General features: G+C 60.1%; 18 protein-coding genes (1 of these 18 only partly in view). 5 read left to right on the top strand and 13 right to left on the bottom strand.

The window, feature by feature from the left end:
* Positions 1-45: 45 nt before the first annotated feature.
* On the top strand, positions 46-1428 hold the full coding sequence (locus tag HU754_RS04790) for an MFS transporter (protein WP_093430308.1): 1383 nt from the start codon (positions 46-48) through the stop codon (positions 1426-1428).
* Positions 1429-1546: 118 nt separating this feature from the next.
* On the opposite strand, the gene HU754_RS04795 is transcribed toward HU754_RS04790, so the two are convergent.
* The 3 genes from HU754_RS04795 to HU754_RS04805 form a co-directional block, all read right to left on the bottom strand.
* Positions 1547-2500 (bottom strand): adenosine deaminase, encoded by a 954-nt coding sequence (locus HU754_RS04795; RefSeq protein ID WP_008082147.1) that lies wholly within the window; start codon positions 2498-2500, stop codon positions 1547-1549.
* Positions 2501-2580: 80 nt separating this feature from the next.
* Positions 2581-3546 (bottom strand): 2-oxoglutarate and iron-dependent oxygenase domain-containing protein, encoded by a 966-nt coding sequence (locus HU754_RS04800; RefSeq protein WP_093430311.1) that lies wholly within the window; start codon positions 3544-3546, stop codon positions 2581-2583.
* 144 nt (positions 3547-3690) lie between these two features.
* A complete protein-coding gene (locus HU754_RS04805) occupies positions 3691-4764 on the bottom strand; it encodes a BMP family ABC transporter substrate-binding protein (RefSeq protein WP_093430367.1) in 1074 nt (357 codons plus the stop codon).
* Positions 4765-5051: 287 nt separating this feature from the next.
* On the opposite strand from HU754_RS04805, the gene HU754_RS04810 reads away from it, so the two are divergent.
* Positions 5052-6143 (top strand): calcium:cation antiporter, encoded by a 1092-nt coding sequence (locus HU754_RS04810; protein ID WP_099757917.1) that lies wholly within the window; start codon positions 5052-5054, stop codon positions 6141-6143.
* Positions 6144-6267: 124 nt separating this feature from the next.
* Here the strand turns inward: HU754_RS04810 and HU754_RS04815 are convergent, their stop codons facing one another.
* The 3 genes from HU754_RS04815 to HU754_RS04825 all read right to left on the bottom strand — a co-directional run bounded on the left by HU754_RS04815 (position 6268) and on the right by HU754_RS04825 (position 8939).
* Entirely contained in the window at positions 6268-7626 is a 1359-nt protein-coding gene (locus HU754_RS04815; RefSeq protein ID WP_186620883.1) for an 8-oxoguanine deaminase, read from the bottom strand.
* 253 nt (positions 7627-7879) lie between these two features.
* Positions 7880-8566: an SDR family oxidoreductase gene (locus HU754_RS04820; protein ID WP_093430321.1), complete on the bottom strand. Its 687-nt coding sequence runs from the start codon at positions 8564-8566 to the stop codon at positions 7880-7882.
* A 22-nt stretch (positions 8567-8588) separates the two neighbouring features.
* Positions 8589-8939 (bottom strand): MerR family transcriptional regulator, encoded by a 351-nt coding sequence (locus HU754_RS04825; RefSeq protein ID WP_186620881.1) that lies wholly within the window; start codon positions 8937-8939, stop codon positions 8589-8591.
* Positions 8940-9023: 84 nt separating this feature from the next.
* Between HU754_RS04825 and HU754_RS04830 the strand changes: the two genes are divergently transcribed.
* Positions 9024-9440 carry a hypothetical protein gene (locus tag HU754_RS04830; protein ID WP_093430369.1) on the top strand — a complete coding sequence of 139 codons (417 nt, stop codon included), beginning with the start codon at positions 9024-9026 and terminating at the stop codon, positions 9438-9440.
* A 59-nt stretch (positions 9441-9499) separates the two neighbouring features.
* On the opposite strand, the gene HU754_RS04835 is transcribed toward HU754_RS04830, so the two are convergent.
* The 7 genes from HU754_RS04835 to HU754_RS04865 all read right to left on the bottom strand — a co-directional run bounded on the left by HU754_RS04835 (position 9500) and on the right by HU754_RS04865 (position 17473).
* Positions 9500-10426, bottom strand: a complete 927-nt coding sequence (locus HU754_RS04835) for an ABC transporter permease (protein ID WP_099757921.1) — start codon at positions 10424-10426, stop codon at positions 9500-9502.
* Entirely contained in the window at positions 10426-11532 is a 1107-nt protein-coding gene (locus HU754_RS04840; protein WP_093430325.1) for an ABC transporter permease, read from the bottom strand. Before HU754_RS04840 ends, HU754_RS04835 begins: the two co-directional genes overlap by 1 nt.
* 13 nt (positions 11533-11545) lie before the next feature.
* Positions 11546-13093: an ABC transporter ATP-binding protein gene (locus HU754_RS04845; RefSeq protein ID WP_186620879.1), complete on the bottom strand. Its 1548-nt coding sequence runs from the start codon at positions 13091-13093 to the stop codon at positions 11546-11548.
* A gap of 622 nt (positions 13094-13715) precedes the next feature.
* The gene (locus HU754_RS04850; RefSeq protein WP_186620877.1) at positions 13716-14297 is read right to left on the bottom strand and encodes an IMPACT family protein; all 582 of its coding nucleotides are present in this window, start codon (positions 14295-14297) and stop codon (positions 13716-13718) included.
* Between the two features lie 7 nt (positions 14298-14304).
* Positions 14305-14955: a TetR/AcrR family transcriptional regulator gene (locus tag HU754_RS04855; RefSeq protein WP_038360732.1), complete on the bottom strand. Its 651-nt coding sequence runs from the start codon at positions 14953-14955 to the stop codon at positions 14305-14307.
* A gap of 87 nt (positions 14956-15042) precedes the next feature.
* Positions 15043-16431 carry a uracil-xanthine permease family protein gene (locus tag HU754_RS04860; RefSeq protein ID WP_186620875.1) on the bottom strand — a complete coding sequence of 463 codons (1389 nt, stop codon included), beginning with the start codon at positions 16429-16431 and terminating at the stop codon, positions 15043-15045.
* Positions 16432-16552: 121 nt separating this feature from the next.
* Positions 16553-17473 carry a LysR family transcriptional regulator gene (locus HU754_RS04865; protein ID WP_007914725.1) on the bottom strand — a complete coding sequence of 307 codons (921 nt, stop codon included), beginning with the start codon at positions 17471-17473 and terminating at the stop codon, positions 16553-16555.
* 138 nt (positions 17474-17611) lie between these two features.
* Here HU754_RS04865 and aptA point away from each other — a divergent pair, with 138 nt between their 5' ends.
* Together aptA and HU754_RS04875 are read left to right on the top strand one after the other, a co-directional pair.
* Positions 17612-18961, top strand: coding sequence for an omega-aminotransferase AptA (gene aptA, locus HU754_RS04870; protein WP_093430337.1), 1350 nt, complete (start codon positions 17612-17614; stop codon positions 18959-18961).
* A gap of 76 nt (positions 18962-19037) precedes the next feature.
* Positions 19038-20408: the 5' portion of a CoA-acylating methylmalonate-semialdehyde dehydrogenase gene (locus HU754_RS04875; RefSeq protein ID WP_064118435.1), read on the top strand. 123 nt of this gene lie beyond the right edge of the window; only the first 1371 of its 1494 coding nucleotides appear in the window; the start codon lies at positions 19038-19040; its stop codon lies beyond the right edge, outside the window.

Here is a 20408-nt window from a genome sequence, read left to right on the forward strand (position 1 = left end):
CAAGCACACTCGATCCGGGGATATTTTTCGGATGGGGGAGGTGGCATGGAGACTCACGGCTACAGCGCGGCAGAACGTCTGGAACGACTGCCGATCAGCGGTTATCACCGGATCATTTTCATCATCATCGCCTTGGCGTTTTTCTTCGATTCCATGGATCTGGCGATGATGACCTTCCTGCTCGGCTCGATCAAAGCCGAGTTCGGTCTGAGCAGTGCGCAAGCGGGGTTGCTCGCCAGCTCGAGTTTTTTCGGCATGGTGCTGGGGGCGTCGCTGTCCGGCATGCTCGCCGATCGCTTCGGGCGCAAACCGGTGTTTCAGTGGAGCATCGTGCTGTGGGGCGTGGCCAGTTATCTGTGCTCGACAGCGCAAACGGTCGAGACGCTGACGCTGTTCCGCATCCTGTTGGGGATCGGTATGGGCATGGAGTTTCCGATCGCCCAGTCGATGCTGTCCGAGCTGATTCCAGCGCAGCGCCGCGGACGTTACATCGCGTTGATGGACGGCTTCTGGCCTCTCGGCTTCGTTGCTGCCGGCGTGCTGTCCTACTTTCTGCTGCCGCTGATTGGCTGGCGCGACATCTTTCTGGTCTTGGCGGTGCCGGCGGTGTTCGTACTGGCGATCAGGTTTTTCATTCCCGAGTCACCGCGCTGGCTGGAGCAGGCCGGGCGCGATGACGCTGCGGATAAGGTGTTGAACGGCATCGAGGCGCGGGTGCGTTCGTCGCTCGGCGGTGCCGCGTTGCCGGAACCGATTCGATTGCCGCGTACCGTGACGCCGCCGGGCAACTTCTTTGCGGCGCTGAAACAGATCTGGTCGCCGCAGTATCGCCAGCGCACGACGATGCTCTGGAGTCTGTGGTTCTTTGCGCTGCTCGGCTTTTACGGGTTGACGTCGTGGCTCAGTGCGCTGTTGCAACAGTCGGGTTTCGCGGTGACGCAGTCGGTGTATTACACGGTGCTGATTTCCCTGGGCGGGATTCCCGGGTTTCTCATGGCCGCATGGCTGGTTGAGCGCTGGGGGCGCAAACCGGTATGCATCGTGACGTTGCTCGGCGGAGGTGTAATGGCGTTCCTGTATGGGCAGAGCGCGGTGTTTGGCGGCAACGTGGCGCTGCTGATCGGCACCGGGTTGCTGATGCAGTTTTTCCTGTTCGGCATGTGGGCGGTGCTCTACACCTATACGCCGGAGCTTTATCCGACGTCGGCGCGGGCGACCGGCTCGGGCTTCGCCTCGGCGATTGGCCGCGTGGGTTCGCTGCTCGGGCCGTTGGTGACCGGACTGGTGTTCCCGATTACCGGGCAGGGCGGGGTGTTTGCGCTGGGCGCGGCGTGCTTTGCGATTGCGGCGGGGGTGGTGTGGTTGTTCGGGATGGAGACGCGGGGTAAGACCCTGGAAGAGCTGACTGAAGCCCAATCCATCGGCTAACACCGATCCAATGTAGGAGTGAGCCTGCTCGCGATAGCGGTCTGTCAGGTAACACATCGGTGTCTGACACTCCGCTATCGCGAGCAGGCTCACTCCTACAAAGGTTATGCGGTGTTGCTTATGGTTTTACCAGTCGCGCATCCAGGCTGTTCTGCGCCAAACGCTTGGCCTGATCCTGGGTCATGCCCAAATGTTCATGCAGCGCGTAGAAGTTCTCGGTCACATAACCACCGAAGTACGCCGGGTCATCGGAGTTCACGGTGACCTTCACGCCACGCTCGAGCATGTCGAGGATGTTGTGCTGCGACATGTGATCGAACACGCAGAGTTTGGTGTTCGACAGCGGGCACACGGTCAGCGGGATCTGCTCGTCGATGATCCGCTGCATCAGACGCTCGTCTTCGATGGCGCGCACGCCATGGTCGATGCGCTGGATTTTCAGCAGGTCGATGGCTTCCCAGATGTACTCCGGTGGGCCTTCTTCGCCAGCGTGGGCAACGGTCAGGAAGCCTTCGTGACGGGCACGATCGAACACGCGCTGGAATTTGCTTGGCGGGTGGCCCATCTCGGAGCTGTCCAGACCGACCGCGACAAACGCATCACGGAATGGCAGCGCCTGGTCGAGGGTTTTCTCGGCTTCTTCCTCACTCAAGTGGCGCAGGAAGCTGAGGATCAAACCGCTGGTGATGCCCAGTTGCTGTTCGCCATCCTTGAGTGCCGCGGCGATGCCGTTGAGCACCACTTCGAACGGGATACCCCGGTCGGTGTGGGTCTGCGGGTCGAAGAACGGTTCGGTGTGAATCACGTTCTGCGCTTTGCAACGCAACAGGTAGGCCCAGGTCAGGTCGTAGAAATCCTGCGAGGTGCGCAATACGTCGGCGCCCTGGTAATACAGGTCGAGGAATTCCTGCAGGTTGTTGAAGGCGTAGGCCTTGCGCAGAGTTTCCACGTCATTCCACGGCAGGGCGATCTTGTTGCGCTCGGCCAGGGCGAACAGCAACTCAGGCTCCAGCGAGCCTTCCAGATGCAGGTGCAGTTCAGCCTTGGGCAAGGCGTTGAGCCAGTCGTACATATTCTTTTCTCATCAGGTGCAATGACGGCATTCTACAGATGCTCGCCGAAACAATTGGCAAAACCTGACCAAGCGATCCATCACACGGCTTCTTGCTCGCGGCGATAGGCGTAGGTATCGGCGAAACGCGAGAGCAGGAATTCGGCGCAAGTGGTCGTCGGATATTTCGCCGGATGCTGTGCGTCCTGACAACCCGGCAGGCATTCGATGCGGGTGTCCGGATGCGGCTCGGCGAAGAACGGCATCGAGTAGCGATCCACGCCGAGCGGGCTGATCACCCGGTGCGGGGTCGAGCGATAACGGTCGTTGCTCCAGCGCGCCATCATGTCGCCGAGGTTGACCACGAAGGTGCCGTCGATGGGCGGCGCGTCGATCCATTCGCCTCGCACGTTCCTGACCTGCAAGCCACCGGCGCTGTCCTGATAGAGCAGGGTGATGCAGCCATAATCGGTGTGCGCGCCGGCGCCTTGCTGCTCGGCGGAGCTGGCAGTGTGACGTGGTGGGTAATGGATCATGCGCAGGACGCTGACGGGATCATTGAAACGGCTGTCGAAGAAGTCGCGTTCGATGCCTAGCGCGAGGGTCATCGCCCGCAGCAGGGTTTGCGCGAGGGCCTGCATGTCGAGGTAATGCTGCTCCATCAACTCAGGCCATCCGATCTGCGCGGGATGACGGTTCGGCCCGCGTAACGGTTTTTCAGCGAGCACGTCGGGATGATTGGCCGGCAGGTGCAGGCCCATGTCGAAGGTTTCTTTCAGATCACTGGGCTTGCTCGGGTCGAGTTGCTCGGTGGCGATGGCACCGTAGCCGCGATGGTGGCGGGTCTGGGTGATGTCGATCTTGAGTTTTTCTGCTGCTGGCAGGGCGAAGAAACGCTGGGCGTGGTCGAGCAGCGCGTCGATGCGTTGCGCTGAAATCGGGTGACCCTTGATGTAGAAGAAGCCCCAGTCGCGGCAGGCTTGGTCGATTTGCCCGGCCACGGCGGGCCAGGCGTTTTCGTCGTCGCTATAGAGCGGGCTGATATCAATGATCGGAAGCTGATCCATACACAATCCTTGAATACGCTGTGTTTCCAATGTGGGAGCGAGCCTGCTCGCGAAGAGGGAGTGTCAGACAACATTTTTGTTTAATGACACACCGCTTTCGCGAGCAGGCTCGCTCCCACAGGGTTTGCGTGGTGAGTCGGGGGATTACTTCGGCATCTCGGCCTTCATGCCTTCAACGTAATAGTTCATCGACGCCAGTTCCGCAGTGTTCGCACTCACACCCGCCGGGATTTTCTCGACGCCGGCCTGATCCTTGATCGGCCCGGTAAACGGCTGCAACGCGCCGCTCTTGATGTCGGCAATGATCTGCTCGGCCTCGGCTTTCACCGGTGCCGGTACCAGGTCGCTGATCGGCAGTTCAACCGTGCCTTCCTTCAACCCACCCCAGTAATCCTGAGGTTTCCAGCTGTGATCGATCACGCTCTGCGTCGCCTGAATGTAGTGCGGCGCCCAGTCGTTGACGATCGAAGTCAGCACGGCTTTCGGCCCGAAGTGGGCCATGTCCGAGGCATACCCCACCGCGTACACGCCACGACGTTCGGCGGCCTGAATCGGCGCCGGGCTGTCGGTGTGCTGGAACACCACGTCGACGCCTTGATCGATCAGCGCGTTGGCGGCATCGGCTTCCTTGCCCGGGTCGAACCAGGAGTTGACCCACACCACTTTGATCTCGGTACCGGGGTTGTACTTGTTCAGCGCCAGCTGGATGGCGTTGATGTCGCGGATCACTTCCGGGATCGGGAACGAAGCGACGTAACCGATTTTCTTGGTCTTGGTCATCTTCGCCGCGAGGAAACCACCGACGTAGCGACCCTCGTAAGTACGCGCCAGATAGGTGCCGAGGTTCTTGTCCTGTTTGTAGCCGGTGGCGTGTTCGAAGGTCACCTTGGGAAACTGCTTGGCGACTTTGACGGTGGGGTTCATGTAGCCGAAGGAGGTGGTGAAGATCAGGTCGTATTTATCCTTGGCCATGTTGCGGATCACCCGCTCGGCGTCGGCGCCCTCGGCGACGTTCTCCACATAGTTGGTGGTGATCTGATTGCCGAATTTTTCTGCGAGGGCCTTGCGCCCCTGCTCATGCTGATACGTCCAGCCGTGGTCACCGATCGGGCCGATGTAGACGAATCCGACCTTGAGCGGATCGGCAGCGCTGGCGCTCAGGCTGATACCCAGACCGAGGGCGGCGCACAGCAGTTTGTGCAGCGGACGTATTTGCATGAATTCGAACTCCATTTTGTTGTGTGTGGTCAGGGCCAATGCAAATTGCTGACCAACAGGACAACAAACCTTTCGAAACCGCGGTGCGGCCTTCGCGAGCAGGCTCGCTCCCACCTTCGAGCACATTCTCCTGTGGGAGCGAGCCTGCTCGCGAAGAGGCCGGTGAGGCCAATAAAAGGGCACCTGCCAAACTCGCTGCTATTCGCTGGTGCGCTAAGGTGTAACGAAACGTTAGCGCCGCCCCGCAGTCAGTAGCTCATTCGCTCTCTTTCGGCAAAAGGCCCGCCATGCTCACAATCCTCAAACAAGAAAGCTTTCTGCTGCTGGCAGTCATCGCTGCGTGCGTTGCCTATCCGCTGGAACACTGGCTGCTGCACAGCGGCCAGATCGTCGCGCTGCTCGGCGGTCTGGTGCTGATCGCCTTCATCGTCGCCGCCTCAATGCGCGTCGCCCATCACGCCGAATTGCTCGCGGAAAAGGTTGGCGATCCTTACGGCACGATGATCCTCACGCTTGCGGCCGTGCTGGTGGAAGTGGTGATTCTCGCGATCATGATGAGCAACGAAGCGTCGCCCACGTTGGTGCGCGACACGATCTATTCCGCCGTGATGCTCGACATCAACGGCATCCTCGGCCTCGCCGCACTGATGGGCGGGATCAAACATGGCGAGCAGTCCTATAACGACGATTCCGCGCGCAGCTACAGCGTGATGATCCTCACCGCCATGGGGGTGTCGATGGTGGTGCCGGAGTTTATTCCCGAGGCCAACTGGAAGATTTATTCGGCGTTCACCATCGGCGCGATGGTGGTGCTTTACGCGCTGTTTCTGCGCATGCAGGTCGGCCCGCACAGTTACTTTTTCAGCTACAGCTATCCGGACAAACGCCGCAAGAAAGAACCGCAGGACGCGCAGACGAATGCGCCGAGCATCGGCCTGTCGATCGGCATTCTGGTGTTTGGCATTGTGGTGATCGGCGCACTGGCCGAAGTGATGTCGAAGACCCTCGATCTGGGCCTGGAAGGCACGGGCGCGCCGCCGGTGATCACGGCGATTCTGGTGGCGGCGATTTCAGCAGCGCCGGAGATTTTGACCGCGTTGCGCGCAGCGTTGGCCAACCGCATGCAGTCGGTGGTGAACATTGCGATGGGCGCGTCACTGTCGACGGTGATTTTGACGGTGCCGGTGATGGAAGCGATGGCGCTGTATACCGGCCAGCCGTTTCAGATGGCGATGACGCCGGTGCAGACGGTGATGATCTTCATCACGCTGATCGTCAGCGCGATCAACCTCAATGACGGTGAGACCAATGCCATCGAAGGCATGACGCACTTCGTGCTGTTCGCGACGTTCATCATGTTGTCCCTGCTGGGCCTTTGAGGCTGGCAGAAACCAATGTGGGAGCGAGCCTGCTCGCGAAGAGGGGGTATCAGACAACATATTTGTTGAATGACACACCGCTTTCGCGAGCAGGCTCGCTCCCACAGTTTTGAACGGTGGTGGATCAGGTACCGGCGATCAACTGGCGAGCCGCCTGGCTGTGATCGGCGATCAGGCCTTTCAGATCAAGACCCTCAACCTGGCCATCAACCACGCGCCACTTGCCGCCAATCATCACCCGATCCGCACGATCAGCACCGCACAACAGCAACGCCGAAATCGGATCATGACTACCCGAGAAGCGCAGCTCATCGAGCTTGAACAACGCCAGATCCGCCTGCTTGCCCACGGCAATCTCACCAATATCGGTACGGCCCAGCAAGCTCGCCGAACCCTTGGTCGCCCAACCCAGCACGCGTTCCGGGGTGATCTTCTCGGCGCCGTAACGCAGACGCTGGATGTACAGCGCCTGACGCGCTTCGAGAATCATGTTCGACGCATCGTTGGACGCCGAACCGTCGACGCCCAGACCAAACAACGCGCCCGCGTCAGTCAGATCGATACTTGGGCAAATGCCGGAGGCCAGACGCATGTTCGAACTCGGGCAATGGCAGATACCGGTGCCGGCCTGACCGAGGCGGGCGATTTCGTCCGGGTTGAAGTGAATGCCGTGGGCCAGCCAGGTGCGCGGGCCGAGCCAGCCGACGCTGTCGAGATAATCGACGGTGCGCAGGCCGAAACGCTGCAGGCAGAAATCTTCTTCATCGAGGGTTTCGGCCAAGTGGGTGTGCAGGCGCACGTCGAGCTTGTTCGCCAGTTCCGCGCTGGCCGACATGATTTCCGGGGTCACCGAGAACGGCGAGCACGGCGCCAAAGCGATCTGGATCTGCGCGCCGTCGCCACGTTCGTGGTACTCGTGAATCAGGCGCTGACTGTCGTCGAGAATCACCTGACCTTCCTGCACGGTCTGTTGCGGCGGCAGGCCGCCGTCCTTCTCGCCGAGGCTCATCGAACCGCGAGTGAGCATGGCGCGCATGCCCAGTTCGCGGACGGTTTCGACTTGCACGTCGATGGCGTTCTCCAAGCCATCCGGGAACAGGTAGTGGTGATCGGCCGCAGTGGTGCAGCCCGACAGCAGCAGTTCGGCCAAAGCGACTTTGGTGGCGAGCGCGAGTTTTTCCGGCGTCAGGCGCGCCCAGACCGGGTACAGGGTTTTCAGCCACGGGAACAACGGCTGATTGACCACCGGCGCCCAGGCGCGAGTCAGGGTTTGATAGAAGTGATGGTGGGTGTTGATCAGGCCCGGCAGGATCACATGTTCACGGGCGTTGAACACTGCATTGCACGGCGCCGACGGCTGTTGGCCAGCGGCGAGGACTTCGACAATGACACCGTCTTGCACAACAAGACCGCCACGGGCATCGAGCGAGTTGGAGGTGAAAATGGCGAGGGGATTTTTTAACCAGGTACGGGTCGCGGGCATGTTGCCGGCTCCTCTGAAAATGGGGTTCAGGGTTGCCAGCTCAGTGATGCCCTGTCTGCTGATCCAGGGTCGCCGCGAGGACGAGGTGCGCAGTTTCAAACAAATTGTTGCAGCGGGCAAGCCCAACCCGACAGGACAACACGGTCCCTTGTAGGAGTGAGCCTGCTCGCGATAGCGGTGTATCAGGCAATACTTTTGCTGAACGACACACCGCTATCGCGAGCAGGCTCACTCCTACAGGGGATTTGTATGCTTACCAGGGAATCGTTTCACCCTTGTAGTTGATGAAGTGATGCCCGCCCTTGCCGGTATACGCATTCACCTGATCAACCAGCCCACGGGTGCTGGTATCCACGTCAAGGTCAGCCCCTTCGCCACCCATGTCCGTCTTCACCCAACCCGGATGCAGCGACAACACTGTCATCTTCTGCTCACCCAGTTGCGTGACAAAACTGTTGGTCATCGAATTCAGCGCAGCCTTGCTCGCTTTGTACAGCGCCAACTCCGGCGCGTCCGGCACCGTCACGCTACCCAACCCGGAACTCATGAACGCCAGCACGCCGCTGCCATCGCGGATCTGCCCGACAAACCGCTGGGCCAGATTGATCGGTGCCACCGCGTTGGTGAAAAACAGCTGACCGACTTCGGCCAGTGTCGCGCCGCCCGGGGTCTGGTCCGCCGGGCCTTTGACCCCGGCGTTGACGAACAGCAGGTCGAAGGTTTCGCCCTTGAGCTGCTGACTCAGGGCGATCACCGCTTGCTGGTCATCCATGTCGAGCTTCTCGATCCGCACCTTGCCCAGCGCTTGCAGCGCCTCGGCGTTTTGCGGATTGCGCACGGTGGCGGTGACTTGCCAGCCGTCGGCCAGCAGGGTTTTCACCAGACCGAGGCCAAGGCCCCGGGAGGCGCCGATGATCAGTGCGTTTTTTGCAGACATGATGGGCTTCCTTGATGAATGAGGATCATGGATTCAATGGACAGGCCTGACCGAGGCGAAGTTGCAACTCTTGCCGCAGCATGTCGAGTTCGCGCATACGGGTTTCGATCAGTTGCAGTTTGTCGCGCAGCAACTGCGCCACGGCGTTGTCCGGGTTGGGGGCGTTCCACAGCGCGGCAACGCTGTCACTGATCTCGCCGAGGGTAAATCCCAGGCGTTGCGCGGTTTTGATATAGAGCACCAGTTGCACCATGTCTGGCGGATAGTCGCGGTAACCGTTGGCACGGCGTTGCGCGGCTATCAGCCCACGCTGCTCGTAGAAGCGCAGCGTGTCACGGCTGACGGCGCAGGCCTGGGCTAATTCACCGATGCGCATGCGGGCTCTCAAAAAGGCTATTGACCCTGGAGCATACTCCAGGCTTTACCGTGCTTGCTCCCTGAATTTTGCGGAGCATGGATGATGTGGACTTCAACGCAGTATCGCAATGTGGTGCTTGGCAGTGCCTGGTATGACCTGATCGTCACGGTGGCATTTGCCACGCCGTGGAGTTTTGCCGCTTTGCATGGGTTTTTGACCGCGCTGAATTTGCCCGGTGAACTGCCGGCGTTTGCGCCTGTGCACCTGTTGATGGCGAATCTGCTGGGCTCGGTGGTGTGCGTGTGGGCGGTGCTGCGGATTCGTGATCCGCAGGCGCTTTATGGACGGTATGACGCGGTGGGGCGGTTTTTGTTTGCGACTTGGCAAGCATATGCCTTGGCCCATGGCGCCAGTTCGATCCTGATTATTTTCCTGGTCTTCGAACTGGCGTGGGGCGTTGCTCAGGTGTTGCCTGTGCGGACGCCTTCGCGAGCAAGCTCGCTCCCACAGGGGATCTGAGTGAACTCGGTCAACTGTGGGAGCGAGCTTGCTCGCGAAGAGGGCAGTGAATTCACCTCTTAATGCCCTGACTGCCAAGGCTGCCCAAGCGAAACCGGCGCATACAACCGCGTCCGCAGCGCATCGCGCGACAACAGCACCAGCACCACAATCGTCGCCACATACGGCAGCATCGCCAGCAAACTCGACGGAATCGCCAGCCCCAACCCCTGCGCCACCAAGTGCAGGATGCTGGCGAGGCCGAACAAATAAGCCCCGAGCAACAACCGCCACACCCGCCAACTGGCAAACACCACCAGCGCCAGGGCGATCCAGCCACGCCCGGCGGTCATGTTTTCCGCCCACATTGGCGTGTACGCCAGCGACAAATACGCTCCGGCCAGCCCGGCCATTGCCCCGCCGAACAGTACCGCCAACGTGCGCACGGTCAACACCGGCAACCCCATTGCACTGGCCGCATCCGGATTCTCGCCGACCGCTTGAATGATCAACCCGACACGACTTTTGATGATCACCCACGCCACCAGCGCAAACAGCGCGAACGACAGATACACCAGCAAATCCTGAGCAAACAGCATCCGCCCGATCAGCGGAATCTCACTCAGATAAGGAATCGCCAACGGCTCAAAACCGGCCAGTGGTTTACCGACCCAAGCTGCGCCGACAAAGGTCGACAGCCCGACACCGAAAATCGTCAGGGCCAATCCGGTCGCTACCTGATTGGCGTTGAACACCAACGCCACTAGCGCAAACAGCGACGACAACAACATCCCGGCCAGCATCGCCAACAACACGCCAAGCCACAGGTTGCCGCTGTTGAGCGCGACGATAAAACCGATCACCGCGCCAAACAGCATCATCCCTTCCTGCCCGAGGTTGAGCACGCCGCTCTTCTCGCAGATCAATTCCCCCAGCGCCACCAGCAACAGCGGTGTGCCGCAACGCACCATGGCGTAGAAAATATTGCTCAACAGATCGATATCCATCACAGCGCTCCGGCGGTTACGGCAGTGGTCGAAGTGCGCTTCACCCAACGCAGGTTCAGGCGTGGCCGATAGAGAATCAGCACGTCACTGGCGAGCAGGAAAAACAGCATCATTCCCTGAAACAACTGGGTGATCGCTTGCGGCAGATTCAGGGTCATTTGCGCGCTCTCGCCGCCGATATACAGCAGCGCCATCAACAGGCTGGAAAACAGAATCCCGATCGGATTGAGGCGTCCGAGAAACGCCACGGTAATTGCCGCGTAGCCGTATCCCGGCGACACCTGCGGCACCAATTGGCCAATCGGTCCGGTGACCTCGCAGACACCCGCGAGCCCGGCCAAGCCGCCACTGATCAACAGCGCCAGCCAGATCAGCCGCTTCTCGCGAAAGCCGACGAACCCCGCCGCGCGCTTGTCCAGCCCGAGTACTTTGATCTGGAAACCGACAAAGCTTTTCTGCAACAACACCCACACCGCGACCAGTGCGAGCAAGGCGAAATACACCCCGGCGTGCACGCGGCCATCCTCCATCAACAACGGCAAACGGCTGGCATCGCCGAACATCGCCGATTCGGGAAAGTTGAACCCGGCGGGATCCTTCAGCGGCCCGTGCACGCAGAACAGCAGCAGATTCAGCGCGATGTAATTGAGCATGATGCTGGTGAGGATTTCGTTGGCGTTGAAGCGTGTGCGCAACCACGCAGTCAGCCCGGCCCATGCCGCGCCGGCGAGGGTGCCGGTGAGCAGAATCAACACCAGCGCCCAGCGGCTTTGCAGGTCGATGATGTTCACCGCCAAGGCACTGCCGGCGAGTGCGCCGAGGAGCAATTGACCTTCGGCGCCGATGTTCCAGATTCGCGCCTGATAGGCCACTGCCAAGCCCAGTGCGCAGAGCAGAATCGGCAGCGCCTTGACCAACAATTCAGAGACACCATACAAATCGCTGACCGGTGCGATCAGCAGCGTGTGCAAGGTTTGCAGCGGATCATGACCAAGGGCGATAAACAGCAGCGAGCCGCAACCGAGCGTCAGCGCCGCCGCCAGTAACGGCGAGCACCACAGCATCAGGCGCGATTGCTGGCCACGGGGTTCGAGGGAAAGCAGCATGTGTATAACTCCGTTAAACCGTGGCGGCTGAAGGGGCGTGGTCGAACTGGCCGGCCATCCAGCCGCCGACGTCGCTGAGTTGTGTCTTGCTGGTGTCTTGCAGTGCCGACAAACGTCCACCGCACAGCGCGCCGAGGCGGTCGCTGATCTGGAACAATTCGTCGAGGTCTTCGGAGATCACCAGAATCGCCGCGCCGGCATCGCGCAGCGCGATCAGCGCACGGTGAATGGTCGCGGCGGCGCCAACGTCGACGCCCCAGGTCGGGTGCGCGGCGATCAGCAGTTTCGGTTGCTGGAGGATTTCCCGGCCGAGGATGAATTTCTGCAGATTGCCGCCGGACAGACTGCGCGCGGCGGTTTGCGTGTCCGGGGTTTTTACACCGAAGCGCTGAATGATCTGTTGGGCGAGGGCTTCGACTTTACCGCGCTGGATTAGCCCGTTGCTGACCAAGCCTTGTTGGAAAGCCGTCAGCAGGGCGTTGTCCGCCAGACTCAATTCCGGCACCGCGCCATGCCCGAGGCGTTCGGCGGGGACGAAAGCCAGGCCCAGTTTGCGGCGGGCATCCGGGCGCAAATCGGCGACGTGTTGCTCGGCGAATCGAATGGTCGCGGCTTGCGCCCGAGGCAAGGTTTGCTCGCCGCTGAGCAGTGCCAGCAACTCATCCTGGCCATTACCAGCGACCCCGGCGATGCCGACAATTTCGCCGCTGCGCACTTGCACATCAATGTCAGTCAGCGAGCAGCCGAACGGATCCGGGTTGTGCCAACTCAAGCCCTTCACCTGCAAAAACGCCGCGCCGCCGCTGACCTTCGGATAGTCGCCAATCAACGCCGCCGCTTCGCCGACCATCATCTGCGCCAATTGCTGATCCGAGCACTCCGCTGGCAGACAATGCCCGGCCACGCGCCCACCGCGCAGAACCGTCGCGCTGTGGCACAACGCGCGCACTTCAGCGAGTTTGTGGCTGATAAACAGAATGCTGCAGCCTTCGGCGGCGAGGCGGCGCAGGGTGATGAACAATTCGTCGGCCTCTTGCGGCGTCAGCACCGAGGTCGGCTCGTCGAGAATCAGCAGGCGAATGTCCTGCATCAGGCAACGAATGATCTCCACCCGTTGCCGCTCGCCGATCGACAGGCTGTGGACAAGTCGCTCCGGCTCCAGCGCCATGCCATAACGACGCGACACTTCACGAATCTTCGGCTCCAGTTGTTTCGGTGTCCCGGCCGCCGCGCCCATCGCCAGCGCAATGTTCTGCGCAACGCTGAGGGTTTCGAACAGCGAGAAATGCTGGAACACCATGCCGATCCCCAACTGCCGCGCCTGGGCCGGGTTGCGGATATTCACCTGCTGACCTTGCCAAAGCATCTCGCCGGCATCGGCTTGGGTGACGCCGTAGATAATCTTCATCAACGTACTTTTTCCCGCGCCGTTTTCACCGAGCAGAGCGTGAATTTCACCGGACGCGATGCTCAGGTCGATGGCATCGTTGGCCAGACAACCGGGGTAGCGTTTGCTGATATGGCGCAGTTGCAGGCGCGGGGTGTTGGAAGCAATTGGCATGACAGGCTCGACTTGCTTGGAGTTGTGCCTGTGGATAAAGCAATTTCCTGGCCATTGAGTCAGGAACGCGAGCGGGCCGCGTGTGGCAGCACTTGGTATAGAGCATTGAAGGCCGAATCACGTACGACGATGGCACCAATTCAGAGCAAAGCCGTTGTTCGGGCGCCAGTTTTGCCCGTCGCGATATGATCAAAAAACGAGCAATCCCTTGGGGGCTAGATGGATCCAGCGACTGCGCCAGCCATGAACGGGTTATCCACAGCTTGTTCCACAGTTATTGTGCGCAAGCTGCAATCCCGGGCATAAGCACTGCGGTGCTTTCTTCTAATGGTGATAAACCGCGCTAACTGACTGTTTCTGTTTCAAAAATTCGTTTCGTTGGGTGAATTGAACGAAAAGTGAACAAACCGCGCAAAGCCACGTGACAGAAGGGTTACAGCGGAATGTACTCAGGTTATCCACAGTCGGGTGCACAGCCGATGTGGGCAACTCTGTGGAATAAGGAAATTCGGGATCGCCCCAAAAGATCGCAGCTTTCGGCAGCTCCAAGAGGGGAGCGCATTTCAAATGTAGGAGCTGCGGAACGCTCGGGCCGCGATCGGACGATCTTTTGATCTGAGCTTCACCGCTGCAGCAAAATCCGCCCACGGCTCAAATCAGCTAGCTGGGTTTGCAAGACATCGATCTGCGCCTCGCCCACCGCCAACTTCAACTCAACGCCGTTTGCCGTGAAGTTTTCTTCGACAACCAATCCACCCAGATCGGCCAGCCGCAACTTCACCAGCGCCAACTCGGCAAACCCGCAAGCACAGCTCAACGGCACCCGGCTGATCAATTCGATTTTGGCCGCGGTCTGCAGGCACTTGTTCGCGCCACCGCCATAAGCCCGGGCCAAACCGCCCGTGCCGAGTTGAATGCCGCCGTACCAGCGAATCACCAGCACTGCGACCTGGTCACAATCCTGCGCTTCAATCGCCGCCAGAATCGGGCGCCCGGCCGTGCCGCCCGGTTCGCCGTCGTCATTGCTGCGGTATTGATCGCCGAGTTTCCACGCCCAGCAATTGTGCGAGGCGTTCAGATCGCTGTACTGCTCGAAAAACGCCTGCGCGTCGGCAGGGCTGCCGATCGGCGTGGCGAAGGTGTTAAAGCGGCTTTTGCGAATCTCTTCGCGGTACTCGCAAAAACCGCTGAGGGTGAAAGGCATAAACGTCTTATAGAGGAGGAGTGAGGCCGCAGCCTTTGAGAATGATGCGGATCAGATTGTTGCCGGCGTCTTCCATGTCCTGCTTGGTCAGCTTGCTGCGACCGCTGACGCGGCAGATTTGCGTGGCGAAGTCAGCGTAATGCTGGGTGCTGCCCCACAACAGGAAGATCAAATGTACCGGGTCGACCGGATCCATTTTGCCCGCATCGATCCACGCTTGAAATACCGCCGCGCGGCCAGTGAACCAGGCGCGATAATCCTGATTGAAATATTCGCTGAGGCATTCGCCGCCGCTGATCACTTCCATCGCAAAGATCCGCGAGGCCTGTGGCTGACGGCGGGAGAATTCCATCTTGGCGCGGATGTAGCGAGTCAGCGCTTCGGCCGGATCGTCTTCGGCGGTGAGGGTGTTGAAGGTGCTGTCCCACAACTCGATGATGTTGCTCAGCACCGCCACGTACAACCCAAGCTTGTTGGTGAAGTAGTAATGCAGGTTCGCCTTGGGCAACCCGGCATTCTGCGCGATGGTGTTCATGCTGGTGCCTTTGTACCCGTGACGGGCGAACTCGTCTTCGGCGGCTTTGAGGATGGTCTCTTCGTTCTTCTGACGAATGCGGCTGGCGGGTTTACCGCCATGGGCAGGGACTTCAAAGGTCATAGGCACTTCCGGGTTTGTCTGTGGGTGCAACCAGTTGCGTTGATAGCGCACCCACAGGCATCCGACAAGTCCTTGCGCGAAAAACCGTTACGCCTGTTCGATCTTGTTCAGCGGCGCGTGCGCTTCAGCGGCCTCGGTTTTCGACTCCGGCAGCAGCAGGCACAGGATGATTGCGGTCAGGCCGCCGCTGGTGATCGCCGAATCAAACAGGTTCTGCACCAGCTTCGGCAGCAGGTGTAGCAGGGTCGGTTGTGCGGCGATGCCCAGGCCGACGCCGAACGACGTGGCGATGATCAACATGCTGCGTCGATCCAGCGGCGACTGCGCGAGGATGCGCACACCGGCAGCCGCCACCGCGCCGAACATCACCAGGGTCGCGCCGCCGAGCACCGGTTTCGGAATCTGTTGCAGCACCGCGCCGATCATCGGGAACAAGCCGAGGCAAAACAGAATCGCGCCGATGTACAGCCCGACGTAGCGGCTGGCGACGCCGGTCAACTGAATCACACCGTTGTTCTGCGCGAACGTGGTGTTGGGGAAGGCGCTGAAGGTCGCGGCGATCATGCAGCTGACGCCATCGCCGAGTACGCCACCGCGCAGGCGGCTTATATAAGAAGGGCCGCTGATCGGTTGGCGAGCGAGCATGCAGTTGGCAGTGAGGTCGCCGACGGTTTCGATGGTGCTGATCAGATAAATCAGCGCGACCGGCAGGAAAGCCGTCCAGTCGAAGTTGAAGCCAAACTTGAACGGCGTAGGAAAACTCATCAGCGGCAAGTCAGGCAATGGCTGCGGTACCAGTTTCCCACTGAACCACGCGGCCAGGCTGCCGAGCAGCAAACCGATGATGATTGCCGACAAGCGTACCCATGGCGTGTTCGAGCGGTTAAGCAGGATGATCGTCAGCAACACAAACACGCCCAGCGCCAGATTGCCCGGCGCACCGAAGTCCGGCGCATTGAAGCCTCCGCCCAGATCGGTAATGCCGACCTTGATCAGACTGATGCCTATCAGCGTGATGACGATTCCGGTCACCAACGGCGTGACCACGCGGCGCAATTGCCCGATAAAGCGGCTGAGGACGATTTGCACGATTGCGCCGAAAAAGCACACACCGAAAATCATCGCCAGAATGTCTTCCGGGCTGCCGCCGCGCTGCTTGACCAGAAAACCAGCGGAGAGCACCGCACCGAGAAAGGCGAAACTGGTGCCTTGCAGACAGATCATTCCCGCGCCGATCCCGAATGGTCGCCGCGCCTGAATAAACGTACCGACGCCCGAGACCATCAAGGCCATGCTGATCAGATAAGGCAAATGCGCAGTCAGCCCGAGGGCCGAGCCAATCACCAATGGCGGGGTGATGATGCCGACGAAACTGGCGAGCACGTGTTGCAGTGCGGCAAGAATTGCAGCAGCGGGTTTGGGGCGGTCGTTGAGGCCGTAGATCAGGTCGCTGGACGGTGCGGAATCTGGCTGCATGGCTTAAGGCTTCTTGTTGAAGGATCGGGGTTGATCCAGCACTGCAAAAAGCTGTCCACTTGCTCAGGTTATTTGCCGGATTTGTCGCCAGGGCCCAACACTGGCGGGCCTCGGCGGATTTTCAACGCGTTGCCGCCAGACTCTCCAAAAAGCTTTCCAGCACCAAATGAGGGCGCCGCCCCTTGCGCGTGACCGATGCGAGGCTCAGGTCGTAGAAACGTGTTTGCGATTTCAGCGCACGCAAACGACCTTGCTGCACCCAGAGGCTGGCGTAGTGATCCGGCAGGTAACCGATGTAGCGTCCGGTCAAAATCAAAAACGCCATCCCTTCACGGTCGGAGGCGCTGGCGGTGCAATTGAGTGCCTGGTAATGCGCCTGAATCTCCGCCGGCAAACGAAAGGTCGGGGCAATCGCGTCCTGACTGTTAAGGCGTTCGTCATCGAGTTGTTTGTCATCGACATAAAACAACGGATGGCCAACCGCGCAATAAAGCAGCGAACGCTCGCTGTACAACGGCTGATATTCGAGGCCCGACAACGCACTGGCCTGCGGTACCACGCCGACATGCAGACGCCCATCGAGCACGCCTTGCTCGACTTCATTGGGCGCAATCATGCGGATCTGGATCTGCACATCCGGCCCGCGTTCTTTCAATTGGGCGAGGGCGTGGGTGATGCGCATGTGGGGCAGGGTGACGAGGTTGTCGGTCAGGCCAATGATCAACTCCCCCCGCAAATGCTGGTGCAGACCGTTGACTTCGGTGCGAAAGCTTTCCAGCGCACTTAACAGTTGCAGTGCCGACTGATACACCTCGCGACCTTCCTCGGTCAGCGAAAACCCGGCTCGACCACGCTGGCACAGACGCAAACCGAGGCGCTGCTCCAGATCGCTCATCTGTTGGCTGATCGCCGAGCGACCGATGCCGAGCACGGTTTCCGCTGCCGAGAAGCCGCCGCACTCCACCACACTGCGAAAAATCCGCAGCAAGCGGATATCAAAGTCACTGACCTGGGCCAGCGGATCGGGGCGACGGCTGCTCATCTTATTGTTCTCATTGTTTAGCAAAGTTCTAACTGAAGGTTAGAAGAGTTGGATTTCACCGACTTTATTCGCGTGGCAATTTAGCTGCAACAACGCTTTTTATCTCCCTGACGCTTATGCCCTGCGAGGTTTTGCCCGATGAACATGCCTGAAAACGCGCCGTCGCCACTGGCCAGCCAACTGAAGCTGGACGCGCACTGGATGCCGTACACCGCCAACCGTAACTTCCAGCGCGACCCGCGACTGATCGTTGGTGCTGAAGGCAGTTGGCTGATCGACGACAAAGGCCGCCGGGTATACGACTCGCTGTCCGGGCTGTGGACCTGCGGCGCCGGCCACACCCGCAAGGAAATTCAGGAAGCGGTTTCCAAGCAATTGGGCACCCTCGATTACTCGCCGGGCTTCCAGTACGGTCATCCGCTGTCGTTCCAGCTGGCCGAGAAGATCACTGAGCTGACCCCGGGCAACCTCAACCACGTGTTCTTCACCGACTCGGGTTCCGAGTGCGCCGATACCGCCGTGAAAATGGTTCGTGCCTACTGGCGCCTGAAAGGTCAGGCGACCAAAACCAAAATGATCGGCCGTGCCCGTGGCTACCACGGCGTGAACATCGCCGGCACCAGCCTCGGCGGCGTCAACGGCAACCGTAAGCTGTTCGGTCAGGCGATGATGGATGTCGATCACCTGCCGCACACGCTGCTGGCGAGCAATGCCTTCTCCCGTGGCATGCCGGAGCAGGGCGGTATCGCCTTGGCCGATGAACTGCTGAAACTGATTGAGCTGCACGATGCTTCGAATATCGCCGCGGTATTCGTAGAGCCTATGGCCGGTTCCGCTGGTGTACTGGTTCCGCCACAGGGTTACCTGAAACGTCTGCGCGAAATCTGCGATCAGCACAGCATCCTGTTGGTGTTCGACGAAGTGATCACCGGTTTCGGCCGCACCGGCAATATGTTCGGCGCCGACACCTTTGGCGTGACCCCGGATCTGATGTGCATCGCCAAGCAAGTCACCAACGGCGCGATCCCGATGGGCGCGGTGATTGCCAGCTCCGAGATCTACCAGACCTTCATGAACCAGCCGACCCCGGAATACGCCGTGGAATTTCCACACGGCTACACCTACTCGGCACACCCGGTGGCTTGTGCCGCTGGCCTGGCGGCTCTCGACCTGCTGCAAAAGGAAAACCTGGTACAGAGCGTTGCAGACGTCGCACCGCATTTTGAAAACGCGCTGCACGGGCTGAAAGGTTCGAAGAACGTTATCGACATCCGTAACTTCGGTCTGGCCGGTGCGATCCAGATTGCCCCGCGTGACGGTGACGCCATCGTGCGTCCGTTCGAAGCCGGCATGGCCCTGTGGAAGGCCGGGTTCTACGTACGCTTCGGCGGCGACACCCTGCAGTTCGGCCCAACCTTCAATAGCAAGCCGCAAGACCTCGATCGTCTGTTCGATGCGGTCGGCGAAGTGCTGAACAAGCTCGACTGATTTTTCCTTCTATATATACCTACAAAAACGGGCACTCCTTAACGTGTGCCCGTGGACAAGAATTCAGGAGTTTTCGATGAGCGTTATCCCGCATTTGATCAATGGCGAACTGGTGACCGAGAACGGTCGCGCGGTTGATGTGTTCAATCCGTCCACTGGTCAGGCTATCCACAAGCTGCCATTGGCCAGCCAGGCCACCATCCAGAAAGCCATCGATGCCGCCAAGGCCGCGTTCCCGGCCTGGCGCAACACGCCACCGGCCAAACGTGCGCAGGTGATGTTCCGCTTCAAGCAACTGCTGGAGCAGAACGAAGCGCGCATCTCGCAATTGATCAGCGAAGAACACGGCAAGACCCTGGAAGACGCCGCCGGTGAACTGAAGCGTGGTATCGAGAACGTCGAGTTCGCTTGCGCTGCCCCGGAAATCCTCAAGGGCGAGTACAGCCGCAACGTCGGCCCGAACATCGACGCATGGTCGGACTTCCAGCCGCTGGGCATTGTTGCCGGTATCACCCCATTCAACTTCCCGGCCATGGTGCCGCTGTGGATGTATCCACTGGCGATAGTCTGCGGCAACTGCTTTATCCTCAAGCCGTCCGAGCGTGACCCGAGCTCGACACTGCTGATCGCTCAGTTGCTGCTGGAGGCCGGTCTGCCGAAAGGCGTGATGAGTGTTGTGCACGGTGACAAGACGGCGGTGGACGCGTTGATCGAAGCGCCGGAAGTCAAAGCGCTGAGCTTCGTTGGCTCGACGCCGATTGCTGAATACATCTACGCCGAAGGCACCAAGCGCGGCAAGCGCGTCCAGGCACTGGGCGGCGCGAAGAACCATGCCGTGCTGATGCCGGATGCCGATCTGGACAACGCGGTCAGCGCACTGATGGGCGCGGCTTATGGTTCCTGCGGCGAGCGCTGCATGGCGATCTCGGTGGCCGTGTGTGTGGGGGACCAGGTAGCGGATGCACTGGTGGCCAAACTGGTTCCACAAATCAAGGCGCTGAAAATCGGTGCTGGCACTTCGTGCGGTCTGGACATGGGGCCACTGGTGACCGGTCAGGCGCGCGACAAAGTCAGCGGTTACGTTGACGACGGCGTGGCGGCGGGCGCGACCCTGGTGGTCGACGGTCGTGGTTTCAGCGTGGCCGGTCATGAAGAAGGCTTCTTTCTCGGTGGCTGTCTGTTCGACAACGTCACCCCGGAAATGCGCATCTATAAAGAAGAGATCTTCGGTCCGGTACTGTGCATCGTTCGCGTGAACAGCCTGGAAGAGGCAATGCAACTGATCAACGATCACGAATACGGCAACGGCACCTGCATCTTCACCCGTGACGGTGAAGCGGCGCGTCTGTTCTGCGACGAGATTGAAGTCGGCATGGTCGGCGTCAACGTGCCGCTGCCGGTTCCGGTGGCTTACCACAGCTTCGGCGGCTGGAAGCGTTCGCTGTTC

Origin of the sequence: Pseudomonas zeae, assembly GCF_014268485.2 — a bacterium.
Classification (GTDB): Bacteria; Pseudomonadota; Gammaproteobacteria; order Pseudomonadales; family Pseudomonadaceae; genus Aquipseudomonas; species Aquipseudomonas neuropathica.

Bases quoted from the DNA above. Each gene is read 5' to 3' on its own strand.
- HU754_RS04830 (WP_093430369.1), top strand. From the start codon at position 9,024: ATGTGGACTTCAACGCAGTATCGCAATGTGGTGCTTGGCAGTGCCTGG.
- HU754_RS04835 (WP_099757921.1), bottom strand. From the start codon at position 10,426: ATGGATATCGATCTGTTGAGCAATATTTTCTACGCCATGGTGCGTTGC.
- aptA (WP_093430337.1), top strand. From the start codon at position 17,612: ATGAACATGCCTGAAAACGCGCCGTCGCCACTGGCCAGCCAACTGAAG.
- HU754_RS04840 (WP_093430325.1), bottom strand. From the start codon at position 11,532: ATGCTGCTTTCCCTCGAACCCCGTGGCCAGCAATCGCGCCTGATGCTG.
- HU754_RS04845 (WP_186620879.1), bottom strand. From the start codon at position 13,093: ATGCCAATTGCTTCCAACACCCCGCGCCTGCAACTGCGCCATATCAGC.
- HU754_RS04795 (WP_008082147.1), bottom strand. From the start codon at position 2,500: ATGTACGACTGGCTCAACGCCTTGCCCAAGGCTGAACTGCACCTGCAT.
- HU754_RS04805 (WP_093430367.1), bottom strand. From the start codon at position 4,764: ATGCAAATACGTCCGCTGCACAAACTGCTGTGCGCCGCCCTCGGTCTG.
- HU754_RS04810 (WP_099757917.1), top strand. From the start codon at position 5,052: ATGCTCACAATCCTCAAACAAGAAAGCTTTCTGCTGCTGGCAGTCATC.
- HU754_RS04855 (WP_038360732.1), bottom strand. From the start codon at position 14,955: ATGACCTTTGAAGTCCCTGCCCATGGCGGTAAACCCGCCAGCCGCATT.
- HU754_RS04790 (WP_093430308.1), top strand. From the start codon at position 46: ATGGAGACTCACGGCTACAGCGCGGCAGAACGTCTGGAACGACTGCCG.
- HU754_RS04860 (WP_186620875.1), bottom strand. From the start codon at position 16,431: ATGCAGCCAGATTCCGCACCGTCCAGCGACCTGATCTACGGCCTCAAC.
- HU754_RS04800 (WP_093430311.1), bottom strand. From the start codon at position 3,546: ATGGATCAGCTTCCGATCATTGATATCAGCCCGCTCTATAGCGACGAC.
- HU754_RS04825 (WP_186620881.1), bottom strand. From the start codon at position 8,939: ATGCGCATCGGTGAATTAGCCCAGGCCTGCGCCGTCAGCCGTGACACG.
- HU754_RS04865 (WP_007914725.1), bottom strand. From the start codon at position 17,473: ATGAGCAGCCGTCGCCCCGATCCGCTGGCCCAGGTCAGTGACTTTGAT.
- HU754_RS04815 (WP_186620883.1), bottom strand. From the start codon at position 7,626: ATGCCCGCGACCCGTACCTGGTTAAAAAATCCCCTCGCCATTTTCACC.
- HU754_RS04850 (WP_186620877.1), bottom strand. From the start codon at position 14,297: ATGCCTTTCACCCTCAGCGGTTTTTGCGAGTACCGCGAAGAGATTCGC.